Source organism: Rhodococcus sp. NPDC056960 (assembly GCF_042674125.1).
In the GTDB taxonomy this organism is placed as follows: domain Bacteria; phylum Actinomycetota; class Actinomycetes; order Mycobacteriales; family Mycobacteriaceae; genus Rhodococcus_F.
In genome coordinates this window covers 83533-89744 of record NZ_JBHURF010000028.1, presented here as the reverse complement: position 1 = coordinate 89744, position 6212 = coordinate 83533, and the positions used below count along the sequence as shown (strand labels likewise).

The 6212-nt window shown below is 60.7% G+C and carries 5 protein-coding genes; all 5 read left to right on the top strand.

Translation table 11 applies throughout. The features are described from left to right. The first annotated feature begins 941 nt into the window (after window positions 1–941). The 5 genes from ACFTWF_RS35175 to ACFTWF_RS35155 all read left to right on the top strand — a co-directional run bounded on the left by ACFTWF_RS35175 (window position 942) and on the right by ACFTWF_RS35155 (window position 5874). On the top strand, window positions 942–1655 hold the full coding sequence (locus ACFTWF_RS35175) for a ParA family protein (protein WP_378465698.1): 714 nt from the start codon (window positions 942–944) through the stop codon (window positions 1653–1655). After that, window positions 1652–2206 carry a hypothetical protein gene (locus ACFTWF_RS35170; RefSeq protein ID WP_378465697.1) on the top strand — a complete coding sequence of 185 codons (555 nt, stop codon included), beginning with the start codon at window positions 1652–1654 and terminating at the stop codon, window positions 2204–2206. The genes ACFTWF_RS35175 and ACFTWF_RS35170 overlap by 4 nt, the downstream gene beginning before the upstream one ends. Window positions 2207–2317: 111 nt before the next feature. Further along, complete coding sequence (locus tag ACFTWF_RS35165; RefSeq protein WP_378465696.1) at window positions 2318–3361, top strand: DUF2637 domain-containing protein; 1044 nt, start codon at window positions 2318–2320, stop codon at window positions 3359–3361. A gap of 615 nt (window positions 3362–3976) precedes the next feature. Further along, entirely contained in the window at window positions 3977–4795 is an 819-nt protein-coding gene (locus ACFTWF_RS35160; RefSeq protein WP_378465695.1) for an SDR family NAD(P)-dependent oxidoreductase, read from the top strand. 77 nt (window positions 4796–4872) lie between these two features. Continuing rightward, window positions 4873–5874, top strand: coding sequence for a GAF domain-containing protein (locus ACFTWF_RS35155; RefSeq protein WP_378465694.1), 1002 nt, complete (start codon window positions 4873–4875; stop codon window positions 5872–5874). Window positions 5875–6212: the final 338 nt, after the last annotated feature.

Genomic DNA, 6212 nt, shown 5'->3' with positions numbered 1-6212 from the left:
AGCCGGCACCCCTGTTGCACCAGGCCGCCGTCGGCATTGCAACGCTGCAGCGTCACGCAGTTCTAACGCCACAACGCCAGGCACACAGCCCTAACGAGTCGGGGCCGGGCGGATGCGACGGGGCGGACGGCAACTATGACGCTGAAGCGTCGTGACGCCAGAACGCCATGGAGGCCCGTTGCGGGGCTCAACGGCCGACTCGCCCGTCCACCGTTCCGCCGCCCGAGCGTTTGGGCGTTGTAGCGCTGCAATGCCGCAACGCGGATGCCCGGCATTGCAGTCGCAGTCGCACACCATCGAGACGCCATGCCGCCGGAACGTTGTGACGCTAGAACATCGGTTTGCGTTGCACTTGCATCGCCACACCATCTCTGGGGCGTTAGGGCGTTGTGACGCTAGAACGGCGACGCAAGACGCTGCGCAACCACGGTCCACCGATGCGCAACGCCGGTACGCCCGTCGAACGTCATGACGTTATAGCGCTGGAACAGCGAGTCCTGATCGGTCCGCAATCAACCGTCCGGACGTCACGGCGTTGGAGCGTTGTGACGCCAGAACTGCAGAGCGACGCATTGCGCAAGCCGGCACCCCTGTTGCACCAGGCCGCCGTCGGCATTGCAACGCTGCAGCGTCACGCAGTTCTAACGCCACAACGCCAGGCACACAGCCCTAACGCAGACCATCCGCTGAAGGTAGTCCGCTGGTCACCAGGGAATTCCCAAGGTGGTGACGTTATGCCGCTATAACTCCGTAATTCTGTAACGCTCCAGCGTTGTACGGTTCATACGCCAGAGCGGCGTGTCGTCATCACGTATCTACGGCGCGGTTGTAGCGTCTACAGCGCAGTCGCGATCTGACGCCTCAGTTCCGGTTCGTCGCCGACAGCTTGTCCCTTCGCTCGCGAGGCGGACGTTTCCACATGAGTCCTCAGGAAGGCGCAAATGGCCAACATCATCGTCTGCCATTCCCGCAAGGGAGGCGTAGGCAAGACCACTGAAGCCTATGAACTTGCATACGAGCTCGACGCAGTTCTCGTCGACCTCGAGCACGACGGTGGGGGAGCGACACGCAAATGGGGATATCGTCCTCAAGATCGTGTCAAGGTCCCATTGCTCGACGCGATCAGGTCAGGGCGAGTTCCGAAGCCGATGAAGGGCTTCAAGAAACCGCTGCTCGTGCCAGGGCATCCAGACCTGTACGACCAGGCGCCCTCAGAGGAGGTCATGGCTGAGGCCCTTGTACGGTGGGCTGAGGAATGGGACACGGAATGGGTTGTCGTCGACACGCATCCAGGCTCCAGCCCCCACGGGCATGGCGCCCTCTCTGTCGCGAATGTCGTGCTGGCACCGACACCGCTGCGAACATTGGACCTTGATGCGACCGAACAACTAATCGACGAGCTGGCTGACTATCCGCTCGTCATCTCGCCGTCGATGGTGCCGCCCGTGCCTCCCGCGCGGGCTGTTGAACGACTCACACGAATGATCGAGGGGACTCCTGTTCAGGTAGGTCCGCCGATCCCAGCAGCCAGCCACGTTGGGACCCGTACGAAACGAATTGCGATTACGGCCGAGGAGCCGCCGGCGAAGCCGCTACGCGCGTTTGCCGCAGCGATCACAGACACGGCCAAGTACCTGAGGGAGTACGTCCAGTGAGTAGCGGAATCGATCAACTCAACCAGATGCGGAGCAAGTCCACCCGGAGCAATGCGACTCGCACGATGCCGCCACCGCGCCATCAGCCGCGCGCCACTCCGGTGAATCTCTCGGACGAGTCGCCTTCCCAGGAAGCGACCCCCGGGACGCCCGTACAGGAACCGGTCAACTTGGCGCAGCCGTCGATGTCGACTGGGGCAGCTGACGTGCATGTTCCGCCCGTCACTACAAACGGGGGAGACGCTGACCAGCAGCCGCCAGCTCAACGCCAGACACCCGCGGAACTGCCGAAACAGGCGCCGGCTTCTGTCCCCCCTCAGGAGCCAGAAGAGCTGACGAAGTCCACGATCTACCTAGACGATGCGTCGGACCAGTTTCTCGAGGAAGCGATCTACCTCGGCCGCAAGCAGAAGCCGCGCATCGATTCGCGCAGCGCAATCGTGCGCTTCGCCCTCCGCGCCCTGTCCGAAAGCATGACCCCTGGCGAGGTCATCGACGCAATCCGCGCAGCGGCACCCCCACCAGGTAATCAGGGACGGCCACGACTGTAGGCGCCTGACGCATCGCAGTGTTCCGACTTCCTATAAAGCAGGGGAGTCCCGCCGGTTTGCAGACCGACGGGACTCCGTGACCGGGAACCCGTAGAAAGGAACAGCCCGATCATGACCGACTTTAACCTCCGAGCTGCGAAGATCCAGTTTCGCAGCCTCATCGTTGTCCTTGTCGTTGCGATCATTATCGCCACCGGCATCACCACAGGAAGCTTCGTACTCTCGTTCGACGCATTGCGGGAGTTCGGCCGACAGAACATGATGCGTGCTGATCTCGCCTGGATACTCCCTGCCATCATCGACAGCGCGATCGGCTTCTCGACGATGGCAGCCGTCGCCCTGAACAAAATAACTGGTCACTCAAAGGGGCGAAATTTTTTCGCTGGCTTAGCTGCTGTCGTCGTCTTCCTCAGCGTCTACATGAACGCGTCCCACGCGTATCAAGCCGTGGTGGAAGCGGAACGCAAGATTGCTGCGGGTATTGACATCGGAATCACGCCGAACGCGCCCTGGGTTGCAGCGCTTACCGCGATCATCCCGCCTGCGTTGATTCTCGCTTGCACTCACGGACTCGGAATCCTGATCAAGGCCATCGGCTCCGCGTACAACGAGTACAGCGCCCAGATTCGTGTGGCAGCTAGCGAAGTCGACCAGGAAGAGTTCTTCGAGTTCCGGGAGCAAGAGCTCGCAAGTACAAACCATAGTGACTTGGCTGGCGCGGATACACGGTACTTCGCTGGTGCACGGGATGACTCCCTCGACTACAACGCGGAGAATCTGCAAACGACCGAACTGCTATCGAGTGGCACTCGTGAATCGCTCGCCGACCACGTTGAACACGAATCGGACGAAATCCCGTTCGCATCTTCTCCAGACGCACTCACTCTCGATGCATTTCTTACGAATGCCGACCTGTCCGATGCAGTGAAAGCCACCGCACGCATGAAACTGGCAGACCCGTCCCTGTCCTTCGAGTACATCGGGAGCGCGTCCAGCCCATCGGTACACGCTTCTACCGCATGGCGGCGGTACGACAAGTTTGAAAGCCTAGCTCATCAAGCCGGATACGACGTACCACCGTTGCCGGACGTCAGATCGGATCGCGCAAAGTACGACGAGGAAGTGCGGGCGTCCGTTGTCGGTGCCACTAGCTGACAACCTTCTCTTGGGACAAAAGCTCCAGTCGTGAGCGCGAATACGGACGCTGCGCTCGACGGCGCTCGAAATCATTCCGCGTGGTGTTGTGAGCCGTCTTCGGAGCCTCACTGTCGTACGCAGTTCTAGCGTCACAATGCCCTAGCGTTTGAACGCTTGAACGCCTGAGCGCTTGACGTCGCATTCTGATGCACGACGGCCGACGCCGTGTCCGTTGAGAACGGACAATCCGAAGGGTCGACCTGGGGCGGGAGCATAAGAGGCGGGGGAGTGGAGGCCCGCCCGCCATCTCCCTTTCAGTGCGCGAGAGAGCACGCGGCCACCGGCCCGAAGGTGGTCGACGATGACAACCCGCTCCTCGCCCCCCTCTTCGTGAAGCGAAGCTGACAAGAACGCCGGCCAGCATCCCTCGGTCGCCTCTCTACCGAGCGCTCGCGAACAACGGCGCCTTACCAAGGCCTATAGCAAACCCGCGGCCCCGTTCCGGCGTCTTCGGTTTCACCCCCTACCCGTGATGCTCGTCATGTCGGGAGACCCCTTCTGCTCGCCGGATGGACCTAACACCTTGGATAGGGTGGAGATAGGGACGCCGCCCGGTCAGGTGAAGGGAAACAGATGGGCTACTTCGAGGGTCGTGTCGTCGCAATAACAGGAGCCGGAGCCGGAATTGGACGCGAGCTAGCTCTACAGCTCGTTCAGTCTGGCGCACATCTGGCGCTGTCAGACTCGTCGGAGTCTCAACTATCCGCTACCGCTGACCTATGCGAAGGCGGATCCAGAGACATCTATACCTCGGTGGTCGATGTGACGAACCGAGCTGCGGTGCTCGCCCATTCAGAAGATGTCGCTTCGCGATTCGGCCGAGTTGATGCTCTGATCAACAACGCTGGCGTACTTTTCGCCGGGGACGTACTCGCCACGACCTTCGAGGACTACGAGCGAGTGGTCGACGTTGACTTCTGGGGGGTCGTCAACGGAACAAAGGCGTTCCTTCCACACGTGATGCGCTCGGACCGAGGCCATATCGTCAACATCTCGTCGGCTTTTGGGTTGATGGCTGCTCCGTCGTATTCCGCTTACAACGCGGCCAAGTTCGCTGTTCGGGGCTTCACTGAGTCGCTCCGTCAGGAAATGGCTCTCAAAGGACATCCCGTAAAAGTGACCTGCGTTCACCCGGGAGGAATTCGGACAACCATCGCACGCACTGCTGGACGTGCGGCAGGAGTAGATGGGACCGAACTCGTTGATTCATTCGAGCGGCGTATCGCTAGAACAGATCCGAATGCCGCCGCTCGGACGATCCTCCGTGGCGTTGAACGCGGATCTGCACGTGTCTTGATTGGCGCCGACGCCAGAGCGGTCGACATGGTTACTCGAATGCTTGGGGCGCGCTATCTGTCCATACTGCCTGCTCTGAAACGGCTTGGAGTCTAGCTGGACGTTCGACCTGAACAACGTTCAATCTAGGCAGGCTAGGATCTCCTCGTTCATTCGGTCGGGGAGGTTTTTGGATGGCGACAAAGTGGTTGCTGGTGAGTGCGTTCGGGGGTGCGGTGCCGTCGATAGTGGGGCAGGGCCGTACACCCAAACAGTTCGTGTCATTGGAGCAGGTGATCAAGAGTCGGAGGTCGTTTGCAGATGCGACTTCGGCGATCACCGAGGTCATGACACACCCGACCAAGATTGACAGGCTTTCCGATGACGGCCTGCGGCGGGTTATCGCGGACCCCCTGTGCACATTTGAGGGCCGACTTCACGGCATCTACCTGTGGGTCGGATCAGCTGAGGAGAAGGTTGCACCACGTGATCCTGCTGGAGCCTGGTACTTCAATCTAACTGACTTCAAAGTCAGTGGTAGCGACGATCTTTTCGACCTATATGGGGTAGCGCCCGAGGATCGTCGATCTGAGGCTGCAATGGCCGGGGCGTTCGACAGGTTGGACACCGGCGTCGACGAAGGGCACGCATTAGCCAAGATCGTTAAGTCGACGCCGGGGATGGAACACCAGGCCGTATGGACGGTCAGACGGGACGACGGCGAGCGCCGTGCTGCGCACTTTTCGTGCCGCGCTGTCGAGGAACGACTTGATCCGAACGATAGGAAGGTCGTGATTCTGAGGGGCGTTACGCATGACATCGGCCCGGCCGAAGATGTGCCAACTGCGCCACCACCGGTCATTCTGGAACATCGAGTCTTGGACGCCAAGCTCAAGCCTGGTGAATATCTGGCCTACGCGGATCACAAGAAGCTGAGCTTGCTCAAATGGCGAGGCAACCCGATGCCAGGGATCGCATGGGAAGGTGGGGTAGGGGAGCCGACGCCGGCGATGCACCCTGATGACGTCGAGGTTGCACGGCGCCTCTCTTCTGACCTTGCACGTGGTAGCACCTCTGGTGTAATTCGTTTCCGCGGGCTGGATGGTGAGTGGAAACCGTTGCACCTTGAGGTCTCGTTGATGGCCTTCGACCAGCACACCACGGGTGCACTTGTGACAGTGTCAGCGGCGCCTTAGCCCGCCTTAGCCCGCCTTAGCCCCTTAGCCCCTTAGCCCCTTAGCCCCTTAGCCCGGCTACACGAACCGCAGGGCGGTGGTTGTCAGGCTGCTACGCAGGCAGGACGATCACACACGGCAGTTACGATCTGCCGAGCTGTTGTGTAGTCGGCCTTGCCGTTCCGTCTGGTGGGGAACCGGCCGTAGCGGACCCTTGCGGGTGCTGAAATCGGCAATGTCAGAGTGTCAACGGGCTGCGATCGCCGTGCCCCCCGCTTCTTTCCCCGGGTGGTTCGCCATTGCTGCTCCTCATTCCACCAAGCAAAGAGCTCTCGGTCCGCCAAATGTCGTGCAATCCG

What these genes read in the sequence shown, in the direction of transcription:
- ACFTWF_RS35165 (WP_378465696.1), top strand. Translation starts at nt 2,318, where the DNA reads ATGACCGACTTTAACCTCCGAGCTGCGAAGATCCAGTTTCGCAGCCTC.
- ACFTWF_RS35155 (WP_378465694.1), top strand. Translation starts at nt 4,873, where the DNA reads ATGGCGACAAAGTGGTTGCTGGTGAGTGCGTTCGGGGGTGCGGTGCCG.
- ACFTWF_RS35160 (WP_378465695.1), top strand. Translation starts at nt 3,977, where the DNA reads ATGGGCTACTTCGAGGGTCGTGTCGTCGCAATAACAGGAGCCGGAGCC.
- ACFTWF_RS35175 (WP_378465698.1), top strand. Translation starts at nt 942, where the DNA reads ATGGCCAACATCATCGTCTGCCATTCCCGCAAGGGAGGCGTAGGCAAG.